15 protein-coding genes are annotated in these 15,468 nt (G+C 38.1%); 2 read left to right on the forward strand and 13 right to left on the reverse strand.

What is annotated here, in order from left to right:
- Positions 1-2: 2 nt before the first annotated feature.
- The 11 genes from ACY650_RS05960 to ACY650_RS06010 all read right to left on the reverse strand — a co-directional run bounded on the left by ACY650_RS05960 (position 3) and on the right by ACY650_RS06010 (position 12,144).
- A complete protein-coding gene (locus ACY650_RS05960) occupies positions 3-1,088 on the reverse strand; it encodes a DUF4837 family protein (protein WP_462252733.1) in 1,086 nt (361 codons plus the stop codon).
- 74 nt (positions 1,089-1,162) lie between these two features.
- Positions 1,163-2,521, reverse strand: coding sequence for a lytic transglycosylase domain-containing protein (locus ACY650_RS05965; RefSeq protein WP_462252735.1), 1,359 nt, complete (start codon positions 2,519-2,521; stop codon positions 1,163-1,165).
- 3 nt (positions 2,522-2,524) lie between these two features.
- The gene (gene gatA / locus ACY650_RS05970) at positions 2,525-3,958 is read right to left on the reverse strand and encodes an Asp-tRNA(Asn)/Glu-tRNA(Gln) amidotransferase subunit GatA (RefSeq protein WP_462252737.1); all 1,434 of its coding nucleotides are present in this window, start codon (positions 3,956-3,958) and stop codon (positions 2,525-2,527) included.
- 2 nt (positions 3,959-3,960) lie between these two features.
- The gene (gene tatA, locus ACY650_RS05975) at positions 3,961-4,161 is read right to left on the reverse strand and encodes a twin-arginine translocase TatA/TatE family subunit (protein WP_462252739.1); all 201 of its coding nucleotides are present in this window, start codon (positions 4,159-4,161) and stop codon (positions 3,961-3,963) included.
- A gap of 71 nt (positions 4,162-4,232) precedes the next feature.
- Positions 4,233-5,465, reverse strand: a complete 1,233-nt coding sequence (locus tag ACY650_RS05980) for a murein hydrolase activator EnvC family protein (protein ID WP_462252741.1) — start codon at positions 5,463-5,465, stop codon at positions 4,233-4,235.
- Positions 5,413-6,156: a DUF4292 domain-containing protein gene (locus tag ACY650_RS05985; RefSeq protein WP_462252743.1), complete on the reverse strand. Its 744-nt coding sequence runs from the start codon at positions 6,154-6,156 to the stop codon at positions 5,413-5,415. Before ACY650_RS05985 ends, ACY650_RS05980 begins: the two co-directional genes overlap by 53 nt.
- Positions 6,149-7,852 (reverse strand): tetratricopeptide repeat protein, encoded by a 1,704-nt coding sequence (locus ACY650_RS05990; protein WP_462252745.1) that lies wholly within the window; start codon positions 7,850-7,852, stop codon positions 6,149-6,151. Before ACY650_RS05990 ends, ACY650_RS05985 begins: the two co-directional genes overlap by 8 nt.
- A gap of 5 nt (positions 7,853-7,857) precedes the next feature.
- On the reverse strand, positions 7,858-8,856 hold the full coding sequence (locus ACY650_RS05995) for a sugar phosphate nucleotidyltransferase (RefSeq protein WP_462252747.1): 999 nt from the start codon (positions 8,854-8,856) through the stop codon (positions 7,858-7,860).
- 24 nt (positions 8,857-8,880) lie between these two features.
- Positions 8,881-10,359 carry a lipopolysaccharide biosynthesis protein gene (locus tag ACY650_RS06000; protein ID WP_462252749.1) on the reverse strand — a complete coding sequence of 493 codons (1,479 nt, stop codon included), beginning with the start codon at positions 10,357-10,359 and terminating at the stop codon, positions 8,881-8,883.
- 3 nt (positions 10,360-10,362) lie between these two features.
- Positions 10,363-11,151 (reverse strand): enoyl-CoA hydratase/isomerase family protein, encoded by a 789-nt coding sequence (locus ACY650_RS06005; RefSeq protein ID WP_462252751.1) that lies wholly within the window; start codon positions 11,149-11,151, stop codon positions 10,363-10,365.
- A gap of 42 nt (positions 11,152-11,193) precedes the next feature.
- Positions 11,194-12,144, reverse strand: coding sequence for an NAD-dependent epimerase/dehydratase family protein (locus ACY650_RS06010; RefSeq protein ID WP_462252753.1), 951 nt, complete (start codon positions 12,142-12,144; stop codon positions 11,194-11,196).
- An 85-nt stretch (positions 12,145-12,229) separates the two neighbouring features.
- On the opposite strand from ACY650_RS06010, the gene ACY650_RS06015 reads away from it, so the two are divergent.
- Positions 12,230-12,484, forward strand: coding sequence for a hypothetical protein (locus ACY650_RS06015; protein WP_462252755.1), 255 nt, complete (start codon positions 12,230-12,232; stop codon positions 12,482-12,484).
- A 1-nt stretch (position 12,485) separates the two neighbouring features.
- Positions 12,486-13,676 carry a glycine C-acetyltransferase gene (kbl, locus tag ACY650_RS06020; protein WP_462252757.1) on the forward strand — a complete coding sequence of 397 codons (1,191 nt, stop codon included), beginning with the start codon at positions 12,486-12,488 and terminating at the stop codon, positions 13,674-13,676.
- A 42-nt stretch (positions 13,677-13,718) separates the two neighbouring features.
- Here kbl and cdaA read toward each other — a convergent pair whose 3' ends face one another.
- On the reverse strand, positions 13,719-14,579 hold the full coding sequence (cdaA, locus tag ACY650_RS06025; protein ID WP_462252759.1) for a diadenylate cyclase CdaA: 861 nt from the start codon (positions 14,577-14,579) through the stop codon (positions 13,719-13,721).
- Positions 14,576-15,409: a dihydropteroate synthase gene (gene folP, locus ACY650_RS06030; RefSeq protein ID WP_462252760.1), complete on the reverse strand. Its 834-nt coding sequence runs from the start codon at positions 15,407-15,409 to the stop codon at positions 14,576-14,578. The genes cdaA and folP overlap by 4 nt, the downstream gene beginning before the upstream one ends.
- Positions 15,410-15,468 lie beyond the last annotated feature (59 nt).

The raw sequence follows: 15,468 nt of genomic DNA on the forward strand, positions 1-15,468 counted from the left end.
GATTAAGATGCACCTTTTGCAGCGTTGAGGTCATTTGTAGTTTTGAATGTGGATAATATCGCCTCCAATTCTCTCACTAAGTTCTTCTTTCTTGTTCCGGGTGAGTCCACATACCCTTCTATATAGTAGATTAATCCAGCTTCCTCATCAACGATACTGTAGCTAAGAAAAGGCCCTCCTCTTGAATTGTCGCTTATCTTCCAAAGTCCTCTAGCTTCAACTGCGAAATGGCCATTAAAATTTACACGTTCGGTAAAAACAGGAATAATCTCCTGACGCTTGATGTATACGTTAGGATTCTCACCATCATACAAATTTCTCTCTGTGATTTTATCTCTAAACTCGCCTATTCTATTGAAGATACCTTGATCTCGATACGGCTCATAGTATATGAAAATACTTTGTTCCGTTTCAGCATCCATTTTACGCAACCAAACAAAGTTTTTGAGATCCCTGGCTTTTTCCCAACCATAAGGAACTGTCAAGGCCAAATCGTGAGTTTCTGTAATTCTTTCCGCAAGATCCTTCTGCGGGCTATTAAAAATCTGATTTTTGATAGTTTCTCGCGCCGATGTTTCAAAAAACTCTCGAATAGCTGACCTATTGTAGTTTATTTTTTGAGCCAGCAATTCTTCTGATGAAGAGAACAAAAACAGAACAGTTTGACCTTTTGCAAAAAGATCTTTTTGCGCTCTCATGAAAATCGAAGTATCTCGTTTTATTTGATTGAGAGATTGGTCTGTAAAGTATTTCTGTAGAACTCGGCTATCTGCAGTTTTGCTATCCAGAGTCATGACAAAAACCATGTTTTTTGCAGACTTTAGGACATTATTCAATCTTCTCGGATTAACCTTACTTACGTTGAAAAGGGATTCATCTTGAGGCAGTCCAAGCATTGGAGCCAAGAATGTTTTCTTTAATTCGGCACCCAGTCCCAAAGTATCAACCCATTGGGTTGAGTCAACAACTAATATGATCTCATCTGCCTCTCCCCGAGCTGTTGGGAGCAAGTCTTTTCTATAGCTTTCTTTTGATGCCTCGCTACATCCAAATGCAACGATTAATAAGATGAGTACATTTTTTAACATAAGAATCTTTTTAGACATGGATAAAAGCAAAAACTATTCCGACCTTCAATCTATACTATAAATTATAAGTCTTCCTAATTAGGAATAACAAGAGATTGTCCAGGCTTTATCATGTTTGAAGTTAATCTATTCACCTGCTTTAACTTTTCAATACTCGTGTTGTTGTCCTTACTAATACTCCAAAGCGAATCCCCATACTTTACGGTATATCTTTTTCCAGAACCAACTGGAGGATTAGTTTTTGGCTTCGATTGTGGAGGAGGAGCAGATGCGGTATAAAGCTTTTTTGTTTTAGAGTTGTAGGTTGGTAAAACCCAAATACTTAGCCTTTGTCCAACTCGAATGAGGTTTCCTCTTATTCTATTCCATGATCGAATATCTGAGACCCTAACACCATATTTCCGGGCTATTGTCCCTAAAACATCACCACTTCTTACTCTGTAGTACAATCTCTCTCTACCGTACGTACTACCAGGTGTATTCCTAGCTAGATATTCTAAATGCTTCTTCCCTACTTTGGAAGCAGTATCATATAGATGAGTTCTGTTTGCTACAATTGTATCCTTCCACTCTACCGGTATTTTAAGAGCAAAGTTTTTCGTTCCCTCTGGCAAAGCTCCCCTTTTTATTTGCGGATTCCATGATAAGACATCATCAAGGCAAAGCCCCAATTGATTACAAAATGTTTCTACATGAAAGTATTGCGAAATCATTATTGTATCCATCTCCGGATTGAAGACTTCCGGACGCTCATCAAATCCATGCTCAGGCAAATGATTAAATAAATATGTGATGGCTACAAATTGAGGAACGTAAGATCTGGTTTCGCGAGGCAAGTAACGATAAATATCCCAAAATTCTCTTTTATAACCACTTCGCCGTATTGCTTTGCGAACATTTCCCGGCCCACAATTATATGCTGCCAAAGCTAGCTCCCAGCTATCGAACATATTGTAAAGGTCTCGCAAATGCCTTGCAGCTGCATCAGTAGCTTCCTCCGGATCCATTCGATCATCCACATACCAATTACTTTGCAATCCATACATTTTTCCAGTGGATGAAATAAACTGCCACAATCCTACTGCATTGGCTCTTGAGATAGCATTTGGCCTTAACCCTGATTCTACAATTGCTAAGTATTTAAGCTCATCTGGCATGTTATACTTGGCCAGAGTCTCAGAAAAGAGTGGAAAGTATAATTCCTTCTTTCGGATAATGTCTTTGGTGTACTCACGGTCTTTTATTGCGAAATAATCTACAAAAGCCATTACACGCTCGTTAAACACCAGAGGGACCTCTTTTTCGATGCAGCTCATGCGATCTGCAATCTCATCATATGTATTATCAGGGATGACTTCTTTTAATTGAAAGCCCTGTCCTTGTCCTCCAAATGAAATGAACACAATCCCTAAAAGGAACCATTTTCGTAACATATCCTATCTATTTTGATCCTTGAAAGTAATGATTTGGTTTGAAATATCAAGTAATTCCAGCTCATTAAAGCTATTTGACATTAATTGAATGCCAATCGGTAGGCCTTGACTATTATTCCCAATTGGTATAGAAATCGCTGGTATTCCCACTACATTGGCTTGAACCGTATACAAATCCTCCATGTACATTTTTAACGGATCTGAAGCTAAATCGCCGATTTTAAAAGCCGGAGAAGGTGTTATTGGCGAAATAATAAAATCATACTGATCTAAAAGTTCTTGAGTAGCATTTTGAATCAATTTTCGAACTTTCTGCGCTTTAGTATAATAAGCATCATAATAACTCGCACTCAAAACAAAGGTACCGGCCATAATTCGTCTCTTCACTTCATCTCCAAAACCCTTTGATCTACTGCTCTTATACATCTCCTCCAGATCCTGACTTTCCTCTCTTTTGCCAAACCTAACACCATCATATCTAGATAAATTGGAGCTTGCTTCGGCAGCTGTTAACACATAATAGGTTGGTAAAATGTAGTCTAGCTTATCAATACTTACTGCTTCTATCCTGTGGCCTTCATTTTGAAGCTCACCTACTAAATCAAATGTCTGTTTCCTAATTTCTTCATCTAAGCCATCGTAGTCCAATATTTCATTGACATAAGCTATCTTATATCTCTTGTCAGATTTGAAATCACAGAAATTAGGCACCTCCAATCTAGAGACAGTACTGTCGTATTGGTCTTCTCCAGACATAACCTCAAGCATTATTGCGGCATCTTCAATACTCTTAGAAATAATACCCACTGTATCAAAGGAACTGGCATAGGCTGCCAGACCATATCTTGAAATCCGTGAATATGTAGGCTTCAACCCAATCACTCCACAAAATGCAGCTGGTTGACGTACTGAGCCACCAGTGTCCGATCCAATAGAAACTTGGCAAAGATCCGCAGCTACGGCTGCTGCTGAACCTCCAGACGATCCACCAGGAACTCTTGATTCATCAATGGGATTTCTACAAACTCCATAGGCTGAGTTTTCATTTGAAGAGCCCATTGCAAATTCATCGCAATTTTGATGGCCAATAATAATGGCATCTGCATCGACAAGTTTTTGAATACATGTAGCCGTAAACTGAGATTCGAAATTTTCAAGAATTGTACTTGCACATTCAAGCCTATGGTTTTTGTATGCAAATACATCTTTAATACCCACTATCATCCCCGCTAGTTTACCAGCAGTTTGATCTTGGATTTTCTGATCTATAAGATGAGCTTGTTCAAGTACTTCATCTTCATAAACAGAAAGGAAGGCATTTAGCCTTCCATTTTTCTCATGTATGTTTTTAAGGTAGTGCTCGGTTAGTGTGTAAACAGTGAGTTTCCCGGCACTAATCTCCGATTGAATTTCAGAGAGTGATAAAAAATTCTTCAAGGTTAAGCCTTTTTCTCTTCGCTTGCGCCTTCGTTGATTTCGTTCTTTATTTCCTTAGTGGCATCTTTAAATTCTCTGATACCTTTTCCCATGCCTCGAGCAATCTCTGGTATTTTTTTCGCTCCGAAAAAAATGATAATGAAAAGGGCGATGATAATCATCTCAGTCCACCCTGGCATTGCAAATAATATTGATGTATGCATGCTATTTAATTTTAAAGTACAAAGATAGTTATTTACAAACGGAGCAATGTGCAATAAGGTGACATTTTATTTCACTTCATTGCTAGCCAATTTTCAGGATTTAGCTTAGTAGTTCCCTTATACACTTGGAATTCTAATTCTGAAATTCCGTCTCTGTCTGTAAATACTTCACCAATTATATCATTGGCTCTCACTTTTTGACCTTTTTTGACATTGATGTTTTTGAGTTGCGCATAAACGGTTAAATAAGACCCATGCCTTATAACCACGACATTATTTTTACCTGGGATAGTCCCTATTAGCGTTACTTCACCATCAAATACCGCTTTAACCTGAGAATCTTTTTCAGTTTGAATTCCTACTCCATCATTTACAACAGTAATTCTTTTCAAAACTGGATGTGGCTGTTTACCAAATTTTGCGGAAATAAATCCAGAACCGACTGGCCATGAGAGACTATTTTTCTTAGACTCAAAAAGACGCGTTAATTCTGCTGCACTGGCAGCCTCGGCTGTTGATACGGTTGAAGTTTTTTTAGCTTCATCCTCAATGATTTTCGCAATTAATGTATTGAGTCTGGCATTGGCAGCTTTGCGCGCTTCCACTTCTTTTTTCAACTGCCTCTCCTTTTTAGTGAGTTGTGCCACCAATTCTGACTGCTTCTTTTTTGATCGAGCTAGCTTGCGACTTTCTCGTACTTGTTGATTAAGTAGTCGTTGCTGCTCTGCTCGCTTGGCCTCTACCTTACCTTTTTGATCATTTAATTCTTTAGCAACAACCTCTATTTGTTCCGCCTGAAGCCTCCTGGCATTTGAATATTGTTCAAGATATTTTAGTCTTTGAACCAATTGATTAAAGCTCCTTGCTGAAAAAAGAAACATTAATCGATTGTTCCCTCTATTGGCTTTATATGATGAATAAATCTGCTCAGCATACTCTTCTTTCAATACTTTCAAATCCTCCTGCAGGGAATTAACAACAATAGTTAGATCAGAAATTTCATTATCAAGTATTCTTATTTCGGAGCCAATTGAACGAATCAAAGATTCTCTGGCATTGATTTGCTGATTAAGTGCTCTTAATTGACCAAGAGTAACTTTCTTTTCATCAGCAGTCTCATTTAAAATACGTTCTGCTTCAGCAATTTTTTTAAGATTTTCTTTCTTTTCCTGCTCTAATTGAGACTTTGTTTTTTGCCCATTCGCGTTGTAACCAACGAATACAAAAAACAGACACGTCACTATAAGAAGGCTATTTCTTCTCATACTTGCTAGGAACGGAGAAAGGGAAGCTAATTGGTCCATCTTCAATGACCATTTTATTGTAGGAAATATCAACCTCTGTCTTCGGTTTATTTTTAGCTTCATATTCAATGACTGCCGAAATTTCATTTGGGAAAATCTGATTGTTCACCAAGATAAAATCACTGTAATTTACTGAAATCGTATTTCCTGAACCTTCATCAAATACATGAACTTTTTCCAGCTTCATACTGGTGGCACCAATAAAGTTCTGATATAGATAAACTCCTTTAGACGCAGTGTAGGTAAAATAATCATCCATTCTTTCTATTCGCTGCTTTCTGTAAGGCTCAACAAGGTTTCCCAGGATAACTGATTGGATCATTTGAAAATTAAAATCCATATCATACTGCTTCGATAAGTCATCAAAAGAATATTCATAGTAGTGCTTGTTCAACTTATCAATAACAAACACATTTTCAGTATTTATCAATACTCGAGCAAGCTCAATTCCCAAAGCAGGAGAAATGGAAAGCCATATCAAACTATCTTTTTTGATTCGAAAATTAGCGGTGGCAGAAAAACCCTTCTTTCCATCATCATAACGGAATTTTGCTTTGGCTGTCATATAGTCAAACTCCGGATCTACGACATCTAACTTGTCCTTTTTGCTCCCGAAGATTGCGCCCACGTTTCGGTTACACGAGCTAAGCCCGATCACAACTGCAAGGCATATGATAATGAGCTTATTCATATAGTTTTCTATCTGAAATTTTCTTACCTATTAGTTCAGAAGCAGTGCCAAGATCCCGAGCCTTCTCCCATTGCTTTATTGCTTCATCTATTTCTCCAAGCTGAAAAAGAACATCGCCGTAGTGCTCTATTACTGTTCCATCTTCATCAAGCGAAGCAGCTTTTTCCAAAAATTTCCGTGATTCCTTGTACTCCCCACTGATATATAAGACCCATCCGTGTGTATCCAAATACGTCGGGTTATTTGGGTGCTGTTCCACTAGTCTAGTAGACATCTTAAGAGCTTTGTCAAGATCTTTATTTGCCAGCGAAAGGAAATAACTATAATTATTTAACACATGATCATTGTTAGGGCTATTTTGAAGAGCCTTGTCATAGGCCATGAAAGATTTATCATTTTCTTCAAGCCCATTATACGCATCGCCTAGCTGACCATAGAATACAGTCAAGAGATTGGGGTCAACAGTAAACTTCCTCCCCTGTTCCAACATTCTGACAGCTTTATTATAATCTTTATTTATTAAATGCCCAGTGCCTGCGAAATAGTATAGCAATGCTTGATTCGGAAAATATTCAAGCGCCCTTTCGGCATGCACCACGACACTGTCGTATTGATTTAAGTCAGCTTCTACATTAAGAATATTTTGCCATACAGAATAATTTGACGCATTAAGTTCAACTGCTTTTAGGTAGTAATTAACTGCCTCTTGACTTTTTCCATCTTGATAAAGCATATCTCCTACAAAAGCTTGAGCTTTAAATTCATCTTCAAATTGATTTGCTAGTTGCTCGGCAATTCCAGTCAGCTTACTCTTGGTCTCAACATTCGGACTCAATAAGATGTAATTGGATATAATTTGAAACTTCGCATCAAAGTCTATTGAATTAGACTTAAAAGCTTCTCCTAAGAGTTTAATAGACTCATCATAATTTCTCTTCATCCATTCCAACTCGCTTTTCATAATGGTGACACGAGAAGAAGCTGTTTCATTTTGCTCGTACTTGGCGATTTCTGTTTCGGCCCTATCCAACTTTTTGTTTTGTATAAGAAAGTTGATCAGTTCAGTTTTATAGGAAGATTCATTCGGATACGCATCTATAAGTTTATCGTACTCTTCAATCACTTTGTCAAGCTTCCCTTCTTTCATATAAATCCTTTGCTTCTCACGCGTGATTTCTTCTTTCACTCCGTGGTGCAACTCGATCTGATCAAAAATTCTGAACATATCGTCTTTACGCCCAGTCAACTGATACAATTCCGCCAACTCATAAAGCGCATTTTCTTCCGATGGATTTAATTCTACAAGACCCTCATACGTTTTTGCTGCATCCATATAAAATCCGATAGACTGATATATTCTTGCCAGTCCTAATCGGTAATATTTATTAGCAGGATCAAGCTCAATGGCGCGCAAACCATAAGGCAATGCCTTTTGCCCTTCATTACTTTTAGCAAGTACTTCGGCAATTTTAAAATTGGTCGCCGCACTCTGCGTGTTCATTTCTAAAGCAACATGAAAATTCTCAAGCGCCTTTGCGTAATTCTCTAGGATTAATTGTTTTTCTGCTTCAACAAGAACTCCTTCCAACTTTAATGAGTCTTCCTGTGTTTGCGGAATGACCACATCTTTCTTTTTTCTTTGGGAAAAAGAAAGAAAGGTTAATAATATAAATGCTACAAAAAGGAGTTTTCTCATCAATCTTACCATTCACTAAAGTCGCCTAAGCTCACTGATTTTGGTTGACCATTCAAATTAACGGAGTTTCCAATCATTGAGTTGGTTAATTCAACGTCCATAATTGAAGTGTTATTTTGAATGAGTGAATCAGACAGCTTAGAGTTACATACTTTACAATTTTTACCAATCGAAACACTAGGTCCTATTGTAGAATTCACTATTTCTGTTCCTTCATCAATAAATACTGGTTCGATTATCTCACAATTTTTAATCGTCGCATCATCAGAAATAAGGTTCTCGCCTTTTAAAAATCCAAGGTATCTTGAATTTGACTCTACGGTAATAGACTTATTCCCACAATCCAACCATTCATTTACTGTGCCAATTGTGAAATTAGTGCCCTTATTTTTAAGATTTTCCAATGCCATGGTTAATTGAAACTCACCACCACCTCTAATGTTATTCTCGATCAAGTAATTAATCTCTCTTCTAAGGTCTTCTCCCTTCTTAAAGTAGTAAATACCAATTATTGCCTGGTCAGAAACAAACTCTTTTGGCTTCTCTATAAAGTCGGTGATTATACCCTCACTGTTGGTTTTTACAACACCGAAAGCGCTAGGATCCTCTATCTGTTTCGTCCATATAATACCGTCATCCTCAGGGTTAAGTTGAAAATCAGCTCTAAAAAGTGTATCTGAAAATGCAACAGTCACCTTCCCCTCTAAAATTTCATTTGCGCATGCTATCGCATGGGCGGTACCTTCAGCGGTATCCTGAACAAAGAAATGCGCTTCAGCACCAACCTCTTCTGCTATACGTATTAGGGCCCGCTTGATGTCTTCATCAAAATCACCTATTACAAAGCCAATCTTCTCAATCTTTTCTGGAGTAACTCCAGCAATATCCTCAACCAGTCGTTGCACGATTGGCTTTCCTGCGATAGGGATTAATGGCTTGGGAGTAGTAAGTGTATGCGGTCTAAGGCGTTTCCCTTTGCCTGCCATTGGAATGATCAAATTCATGGGAATGTATTGATAGCTAATTAATTAGCTTCTGAGTTTTTGAAGTGATTTTCTTTCTAAAATAAGCGGCAAAGTTAGAAAGATTAATACGATCAGAATAGCCTTTATTGGCGATTCTTGTGTTATCGCATTGACATAAATGCCAATCCCTGCCAAACTTATATATCCTATTACCTTCCAAACTTGATAAGGAACCGGATAATGTTTCATTCCCCAAGAATAAGATATTATAACCATCGATAGATATGTAATGAAAGTTGTAACAGCACTACCCATATATCCCATAATAGGAATTAATATCCAGTTAAGAGCAAAAGTTACAATTGCACCAATGACACTTATATAAGCACCATAAAGTGTTTTATCCGTCAACTTATACCAAAGCGATAGGTTATAAAAAACGCCTAAAAATAAACCTCCTCCTAATAGCCAAGGAACCGCATCTAGAGCCAACAGGTAATGATCTTGTCTTAAAAAAATTGGAGCATAATATGGCATGAAAACACAAAGTACTAACCAGCTAAATGCAGTAAGAAGCACAAACCATGTCATTACTTCGCTAAAAACTTTAGGGGAGTTTTTTTCCTTCGCCTGAGCAAAGAAAAAAGGCTCAAAAGCATACCTGAAAGCTTGAACGGCAAGAGTCATAAAAACGGAAAGTTTATAGCAAGCACCAAATATTCCTAATATTTCCAGATTTGAATAGTCTGTATAAAACCCTTCTGGCAATCGATATTTAAGGATTGCTCTACTCAGTGTCTCGTTTGTGACTCCTGCCAACCCAACAATAAGAACTGGCCATGCGTACTTCATCATTCGATTCCATTCAGACCTATCAATAGTGAGTTTTATCTTCAACCAGTCTGGAATAAAAAACAATAGATAAAGCCCGTTTGCTATCAAATTGGAAATAAATATGTATCCAATACCAAGCTGAGGATCGTAAAATTTACTTACCAAGCCATCAGGATAATTTTCAATTATCGTCGGACACCAAAGAATAAAAAATAAATTGAGTGAAAGATTGATGCCGATGTTAGTAAGCTTGAAAGCAGCAAAATGATAAGCTTTTCCAGAGTTTCTTAGTCTTGCAAAAGGAATCGCTACGATCGCATCAATCGCTAAAATGGCAGCAAGCCATTTGATGAAATCGACCTTATCTGGGTATTGGATTATAACAGCTATGGGTTCAGCCAAGAGCCAAACCAAACCTGAAAATACCAAGGAGGAAATGAGAATACTTGTGAATGCAAGATTGAAATAATTCTCTTCATTCGCATTTTTTGAAAACCTAAAATATGCTGTCTCTAATCCATATATGTAGATGATATTTAAAAATGCAACATATACATAAAGTTCTGTCACAATCCCGTACTCAGCTAAGCTAATCCCTGAATTTTCATCCGTATAAAGTGGTACCAGTAGATAGTTCAGCATGCGTCCAAGCACACTGCTTAGTCCATAAACAGCTGTCTGACTGGCAAATTTCTTAAGTATCGACAAGGATTATTCGCCTTTAAAGTCGGCCTTTCTTTTCTCCAAGAATGCGGAAACCCCTTCTTTGAAATCAGTAGTTCCGAAGCAACCAGCAAATGCATTTGCTTCTGCCTGATAACCATTTGCACCAGTCTCATAATAAGCATTAACTGAATCTATAACCAGGCCAATTGCAATTGGAGCTTTAGACGCTATTTTTTTAAGAATTTCAATTGCTTTTGCATGTGCTGCAGCCTTATCAGCTTCAACATAATTCACCAACCCATACGCTAGGGCTTGATCCGCTGATAACATGTCGGCACTCATTAGATATTCAAATGCTCGACCTTTACCTATTAGCTGTGTTAAACGTTGCGTTCCTCCGTAACCAGGTATCAGGCCTAGATTTACTTCTGGTTGACCGAATTTAGCGGCGCTTACAGCTACTCTCATGTGCGCTGACATTGCAAGCTCACATCCTCCACCTAGCGCAAAACCATTTACAACAGCAATAACTGGTGTGTGGCAATCTTCGATCGACTGAAAAATCTCCTGACCTTCTTCAGCAAATTTTCTTGCATGCATTTCGCTTAAGCCTGTAAATTCACTGATGTCTGCTCCAGCAACGAATGCTTTTTCACCTGCCCCGGTCAATATCACACCACGAATATCTTTCGGGTTATCTTGAACATATTGAAATGCGTCTTTAATCTCGAGCATGGTCGCTCGATTTAACGCATTCATCTTGCTTTCTCTATTGATAGTGATTGTTAAAACTCCATCAACTAAATCAAGGGCCAAATTTTCGTAAGATTCCATGGTTGCTTGGTTTTTCAGCCGGAAAGAAAGGATAAAAATGCCTTAATCAAAAACAATTTCTTTCCTCAAATTGTTGATCATGACTTCAGTTAGTTCTTTCAATCCAAAGGAGTGCTGCCAGCCCCAATTGTTTCTTGCTACGCTATCATCGATACTTCCAGGCCAGCTATCAGCAATTTTTTGACGAAAATCAGGATTGTAACTAATTTCAAAATCAGGATAGTGTTTTTGTATTTCCTTAGCAATTTCTGCGGGTGTAAAACTCATGGCCGCAAGGTTATATGAGCTACGAACTTTCACATTCTGCTGATCTGTTTCCATTAAATCTATGGTGGCTTTCACAGCATCATCCATATACATCATAGGTAATGAGGTTTTTTCAGACAAAAAGCATTCATAATTTTCACCTGCTATTGCCTTATGAAAAATGTCAACTGCATAGTCAGTAGTACCTCCACCCGGCAATGCCTTGTAGCCTATCAGCCCAGGATATCTCAAACTTCTTACATCAACTCCATATTGTTTGTGATAATATTCACACCATCGCTCACCTGCCAATTTAGAAATACCATAAACTGTATTTGGCCCCATGATGGTATTCTGAGGTGTATTTTCCTTTGGAGTATCTGGTCCAAAAACTGCTATTGAACTTGGCCAATAAATTTTATCTAATTGATTTTTTCCAGCCTCCAAGACTGTTAGTAGGCTTTCCATATTCAATTGCCAAGCAAAATGAGGATTCTGCTCTCCTTTTGCAGATAGAACAGCTGCCAAATGGTACGCTTGCTTTATGTCATACTTTTCAAGGATAATCTGAAAAGACTCCTTATTCATAATATTGAGCTTTTCATAAGGACCATCGCTCAACAATGCTATAGGCTCGTCAAGAATATCTGATGCTATTACATTGTCTTTTCCTTTTATCTCACGTAGCTTCAATGTCAGCTCTGTTCCAAGCTGTCCACAAGCGCCAATTATAAGGATTTTATCCATGGGGTAAATTGTTGTTTAAATCCAGTTTCGGGAATGCAAATTTACACGCCATCGGAAAACTTGCTTCTATTAAATTTGCCCCACAATGAAGTTTGATGAATACCTATCTGAAAAGAAAATCGATTCTGCTAAGTATAAGCATGCAGAACCAGCTCAATATGAGGAATTTCTAAAAATCTTTGATCAGATGCACCCAGAGAGCTTCACCCAACAAAAATTATTTCTAATAAATAAAATTCGCAGAGCTTATCTATTGGAGGAGAACGTCGATACTAAGAAGGTAGTAGCTCCTAAAGCAATGCGACCGAAAATAAAACCATTAAAACCGAAAACAAGCTGATATGTACAAATCATTAAAGCCAAGATTAGAACAAGAGCTAGAAGAAATTAAAGAAGCAGGTTTATATAAAAAGGAACGAATAATTGCATCACCTCAGTCTGCAGACATCACACTTCAAGATGGATCAGAAGTAGTAAACTTCTGTGCAAATAATTACTTGGGATTGTCATCTCACCCCAAAGTAATAGAGGCAGCTAAGGCCACGATCGACACTCATGGATTTGGTATGTCTTCAGTAAGGTTCATTTGTGGTACACAGGATATTCATAAGGAATTAGAACAAAAAATATCTGAATTCCTTGGTATGGAAGACACTATTCTTTATGCTGCAGCATTCGATGCAAATGGAGGAGTTTTTGAACCCCTACTTGGACCTGAAGATGCAATCATCTCTGACTCTTTAAATCATGCTTCCATCATAGATGGAGTTAGATTATGTAAGGCAAAGCGATACAGGTATAAAAACAATGACATGGCAGATTTGGAAGAGCAACTCAAGGCTGCTTCGGAGGCAAAAGTCAAAATCATTGTTACTGATGGCGTATTCTCCATGGATGGAACAATCGCACAGCTAGACAAAATTTGTGACCTGGCTGATAAATATGACGCACTAGTGATGACTGATGAATGTCACTCTACTGGATTTGTGGGTAAAACAGGAAGAGGCGTGCATGAATACAGAGATTGCATGGATAGAGTAGATATTATCACTGGAACTTTGGGGAAAGCTTTGGGTGGTGCTTCTGGTGGGTTTACAGCTGCCAGAAAGGAAATAGTTGATATACTACGTCAGCGCTCAAGACCATATTTGTTCTCTAACACACTCGCGCCTTCGATAACAGGAGCCTCAATTGCAGTAATAGACATGCTAAGTGAGACTACTGAATTACGCGACAAATTAGAAGACAACACCAAGTACTTTAGAGAGCAAATGACCGCTGCCGGCTTTGATATCAAACCTGGTGAACATCCAATAGTACCAATCATGCTATATGATGCAAAGCTATCACAGGAAATGGCAGCCAAACTTCTTGAAAAAGGAATCTACGTGATTGGATTCTACTTCCCAGTAGTCCCAAAAGGTGAGGCTAGAATACGAGTCCAAATATCTGCTGTACATGAGCGACATCATTTAGATAAGGCGATAGAAGCATTTACCGAAGTGGGTAAGGAACTAGGAGTTATTAGCTAAGCAAGAAACACTTTAGAATCCTCACGTATCTGTGGGGATTTTTTATGCAACTTCTTCTTTGATTTCAACTTCTGCCTCTTTTTTCTCCTTCTCCTTTTTCTGATCTTTTGGCTCGTGTAGATACTTATTGATTTGCTTGCGGAGTTCCTGAGCAGAAATATTATGCATAATCTCACCATTTTGCATGGCTGAGATTTGCCCTGTTTCTTCGGAAACAACAATTACAAATGTCTCCGTATTCTCTGACATCCCAAGTCCTGCTCTATGTCTAAGTCCATGTTGAGCAGAAATCTCTTGCTCTGTCACTGGAAGTATACAACGAGCAGCTACAATTCTGTCTTTATGAACAATTACAGCTCCATCATGCAAAGGACTATACTTGTTGAATATTGCCAAAAGAAGACGCTTAGATAATAGAGAATCCATCACATCTCCTGATTCCGCATAAAATTTAAGCGGAGAATCTTCAGAAAGGACGATTAGCGCTCCAGTACTAGACCCTGCTAGCGATTTTACCGCTTCTACAATTGGGGTAATATTTGCCCGCTTTACATTGCCGTTTTGAGTCCAGAATCTTACACTAGTGAAAAATTTACCTTCTTCAAAAATATTGGTACGTCCAACGAGCAACAGGAATTTTCGAATTTCTTGTTGGAATAGGATAATTACAGCTAACACTCCAACACCCATAAACTGACCAAGTATAGTACTTAACAGCTCCATTTGAAGCGCACTTACTACTAGGTATATCAAATAGATAGCCAGGAAACCAACAAATACTTTGATAGCAACACTTCCTTTCATCAGTTTATAAACCTGACTCAATAGAATCGTCACCAAAGTAATGTCTAATGCATCCTTCCAGCTTATATCTAAAAACCCTATTTGAAATGCAAGTGTCAATTCAGGTGATTTAAAAGTTCTACTGCTTCGTAAGCTTCTTTTACATCATGTACACGAAGTATGGCAGCACCTTTTAACAAAGCTACGGTATTTAATACCGTTGTGCCATTCAAAGCTTCTTCAGCGGTCAAATTCAGTGTTCGATAGATCATAGACTTACGTGACACACCAACCAACAACGGTCTATCAAGGTAATGAAGATGATCAAGTTTTTTCATTATCTCAAAACTCTGTTCGGCGGTCTTGGCAAATCCGAATCCAGGGTCTATTAGGACATCTTTTATCCCTAACTGGTTGCAACGATTTAGAATTGAAGAGAAATATTTCATTAAGTCCGTCAAAAGATCATCATACTTAGTTAAATCTTTCATGGTCTGAGGATTGCCTTTCATATGCATCGCTACATATGGAACCCCTAATTCAGCCACCATGGTTAGCATATCTTCATCCAAATTCCCTCCTGAGATGTCATTAACCATATCAGCACCAAATTCAACTGCTTTCTTCGCTACTTTAGAACGGAAAGTATCTACAGATATGATGGCGTTTGGAAATTCTTTTCTTATTGCTTCAATAGGCTGGATGATCCGATCAATCTCATCTTCTTCTGATATATTCTCAGCATCAGGTCGAGACGAATAGCCACCAATATCTAAGAAAGTAGCGCCCTCTTTTAACATATTCTCCGAAGTTTTCAAGACCTCCGCCAAGCTAGCCTTTCTACTTTGAGTAAAAAAAGAGTCAGGAGTGACGTTAATTATACCCATTACCTTAGGTGAGGATAGGTCAATTATTTCTCCTTTGACATTGATGGTATGTTTGGTGTTCAATGAATTAGTTTTGCCTGTCTTGTAAATAGTCGCAGAGCCAAAATTCAGGTACTGACTTT

It is taken from the genome of Ekhidna sp. (genome assembly GCF_963691765.1).
Classification (GTDB): Bacteria; Bacteroidota; Bacteroidia; order Cytophagales; family Cyclobacteriaceae; genus Ekhidna.